This is a genomic window from Falsiroseomonas sp. E2-1-a4, assembly GCF_051433165.1.
Taxonomy (GTDB): Bacteria; Pseudomonadota; Alphaproteobacteria; order Acetobacterales; family Acetobacteraceae; genus Falsiroseomonas.
On sequence record NZ_JBHMFS010000058.1, the window covers coordinates 1 to 2,243 of the forward strand.

Below are 2,243 nucleotides of genomic sequence, written 5' to 3' on the forward strand. Positions count from 1 at the left end.
TACCGGTACCCCTAGCCCGTTCCCCGCCGCAGTCGTCCATGGCCGCTACATCATTCCCATCATCAGAGTGTCGGCGATCCGCTTTTGCCCTTCGTCGAGCGCCGCGTAGAGCGGCCCAGCGGCGCCTCTGACGCGGCGCAGCGCCTCGAGGTGCGAAGTCATCATCCGCTCGTGCATCTCCAGACGCTGGGGCAGCGGCGCCGCCTGCGGCCCTCCTTGCATCATCGGCATCATCTGCTCTTGCATCTCGCCCATCGCCCGCGCGTTCGCGCGCAGCGCCTCTGCGAGGGCGTTCCATTGGGCTTCCTGCGCCGGAGTGACGCCGATCTCAGCGCGGAGGAAGGCGATGCGACCCTCGACGTGCCGGCCCATCATCCCGGGGTTCATCATCCCCATCATGCCACCGCGCATCATCGGCATCATGCGGTCCCCGCCCATCATGCCGGGTCCCATACCCTGGCCCATCATGCCAGGGCCCATCTGGCCGCCCTGACCGTTGGGCTGGCCAGTCTGCGCCCAGGCGGCGCCGATGCCGATGAGAGCCGCCGCAGCGGCGCCGAGCGCCGCTTTCCGTGAAATCGTCATGCGTTCCTCCTTGTATTTGCTGTGGCCCGGGGTGGGCACGTTACCGCGGGTCAGACCGTCCCCGCCGCGCCGAGCTCCGTTACGACTTCGCGCAGCTTCTCGCGCACCTGTCCCGCCGTCTCAGCGAGCGCCGGGTGATCGATAGCCTGCATCGAGGCCGCCGGATCCACGGCGGAGAACTCAACGCGGCCGCCGTCGCGCTCCTGAAGGATGACGTTGCAGGGCAGTGAGTATGCCGAAGCCGTGCCGCTGGAGCGCTTCCGTCGTGGCCTTTACGGCGCGCTCCATCGGGCCCTCCAGGGAGGTGGTGAAGTGGTAGGTCATCGCTCTGTCTCCTCGAGTTCTTCTGGGACCAACCGCTGCGCAGCCGGCGGTGTGCCTCAGCCGCCTCCGAGGATGTCGGCCTTGCGTCGGAGGTACTCATCGTGGTCGATCTCGCCGCGCGCATAGCGCAGGTCGAGCGCCTTGACGGCGCCGCCGGCCGAGCAAGGCGCGGCTCTGGCCCCGCGGCGTCGCAGAACCAACACCGCGACAACCACCAAGACGCCGAGCGCGACCAGCCAAGCTAAGCCGCTGCCCCACCCCCAGCCGCCGTGCATTATCATCCAGGGGCGGTCCCCCCAGCCGCCACCCGGTCCCATCACCTGCGCCAGGGCCGCTCCGGGGGCAAGCAGCGCCGCAGCGGCGGTGGCGAACAGCTCCTTTGACATCATCTTGAGGCCTCCAGCCGAGCAGCCGTAGCGCGTTCAGCGTGACCACCATGGTCGCGCCGGTATCGGCGGGGATCGCGAGCGGCAGCCCGGTGATGCCCATTATCATGGTCATCGACAACGCCATCGAGGCCGAGCGCGGTGGCGACGACTTGCTTCACGTTCGGCATTTTCCCCCGCGACAGGCCGATCAGTTCCGCCACACCCGTCACGCGTTCCTTCGGCACCGCCGCACCTGCGGTCTTCAGCGCTGCGTCAGCACCACCGCACTCGCCACGCCAACGTTGGCCACCGCTCGCGCCGGGGTATCGTTGATACTGTCCGAAATGTGACAACGCTGCTGCCCGCACGAAGGTTGCCGATCTCGCGCAGCTTGTCGTCCGGCAGCAGCTCCGCCTTGACGCGAGCTGCCGACGGTCATGGTGACAACCTCCACCGTGCCGGCCACTGCACCGCCGGGGATGTCGCTGGCGGCGCGCATCACGCGGCCGCGGGGCGAGCCGTCGGCGTTGATCGAGCCGGCCATAACGGGCTAGCCGGGCCACGAGTAACGGGGATGCTCACGCTGGTCGCCGGGCTTTCTTCGAGCGCCGAGCTTCCTTCCTCAATTGTGCCGTCGCAGGGCACGCGGCCGCCGAGGCTTATCAGCACCAGGTTGCCGACGGAAAGACGGTCGGCAGGGATCAGCGACCGCTTGTACCGAGTCGCACCTCCTCCAGCGGTAGAAAGTGGCGCGTGGGATGCCGAGCCGCTCCAGCGTCTGCCGCACCGGCAAATGGGATTGCTCGACCAGGCTGATGATCTCGAGCTTTTCGCTGGCAGGGTACCTCATGCGCGGTCGTCCCCATCCGCCAGCATGCTTTTTTTGCGCGGGCGCAGTTCCAGCGCACGTGCGGCCCTGATCGTATCCCTGGTGGTGGTGTAGGAGCGGTGCCCCTTGGCGGTTTG

5 protein-coding genes and 1 pseudogene are annotated in these 2,243 nt (G+C 67.9%); 1 reads left to right on the forward strand and 5 read right to left on the reverse strand.

Going from position 1 to position 2,243, the window contains the following annotated elements:
• Window positions 1–45: 45 nt before the first annotated feature.
• The 3 genes from ACFHNC_RS24570 to ACFHNC_RS24580 form a co-directional block, all read right to left on the reverse strand.
• Window positions 46–585 (reverse strand): Spy/CpxP family protein refolding chaperone, encoded by a 540-nt coding sequence (locus ACFHNC_RS24570; protein WP_437171867.1) that lies wholly within the window; start codon window positions 583–585, stop codon window positions 46–48.
• A gap of 180 nt (window positions 586–765) precedes the next feature.
• On the reverse strand, window positions 766–909 hold the full coding sequence (locus ACFHNC_RS24575) for a hypothetical protein (protein WP_437171868.1): 144 nt from the start codon (window positions 907–909) through the stop codon (window positions 766–768).
• Window positions 910–965: 56 nt separating this feature from the next.
• The gene (locus ACFHNC_RS24580) at window positions 966–1,298 is read right to left on the reverse strand and encodes an SHOCT domain-containing protein (RefSeq protein WP_437171869.1); all 333 of its coding nucleotides are present in this window, start codon (window positions 1,296–1,298) and stop codon (window positions 966–968) included.
• Window positions 1,299–1,336: 38 nt separating this feature from the next.
• Between ACFHNC_RS24580 and ACFHNC_RS24585 the strand changes: the two genes are divergently transcribed.
• Window positions 1,337–1,627: a hypothetical protein gene (locus tag ACFHNC_RS24585; RefSeq protein WP_437171870.1), complete on the forward strand. Its 291-nt coding sequence runs from the start codon at window positions 1,337–1,339 to the stop codon at window positions 1,625–1,627.
• Between the two features lie 148 nt (window positions 1,628–1,775).
• Here the strand turns inward: ACFHNC_RS24585 and ACFHNC_RS24590 are convergent, their stop codons facing one another.
• Together ACFHNC_RS24590 and ACFHNC_RS24595 are read right to left on the reverse strand one after the other, a co-directional pair.
• Window positions 1,776–1,946, reverse strand: a complete 171-nt coding sequence (locus ACFHNC_RS24590) for a hypothetical protein (RefSeq protein ID WP_437171871.1) — start codon at window positions 1,944–1,946, stop codon at window positions 1,776–1,778.
• 31 nt (window positions 1,947–1,977) lie between these two features.
• A pseudogene (locus ACFHNC_RS24595) lies at window positions 1,978–2,163 on the reverse strand (transposase); the annotation flags it as partial.
• Between the last annotated feature and the right edge of the window lie 80 nt (window positions 2,164–2,243).

Bases quoted from the DNA above. Each gene is read 5' to 3' on its own strand.
- ACFHNC_RS24580 (WP_437171869.1), bottom strand. From the start codon at position 1,298: ATGATGTCAAAGGAGCTGTTCGCCACCGCCGCTGCGGCGCTGCTTGCC.
- ACFHNC_RS24575 (WP_437171868.1), bottom strand. From the start codon at position 909: ATGACCTACCACTTCACCACCTCCCTGGAGGGCCCGATGGAGCGCGCC.
- ACFHNC_RS24570 (WP_437171867.1), bottom strand. From the start codon at position 585: ATGACGATTTCACGGAAAGCGGCGCTCGGCGCCGCTGCGGCGGCTCTC.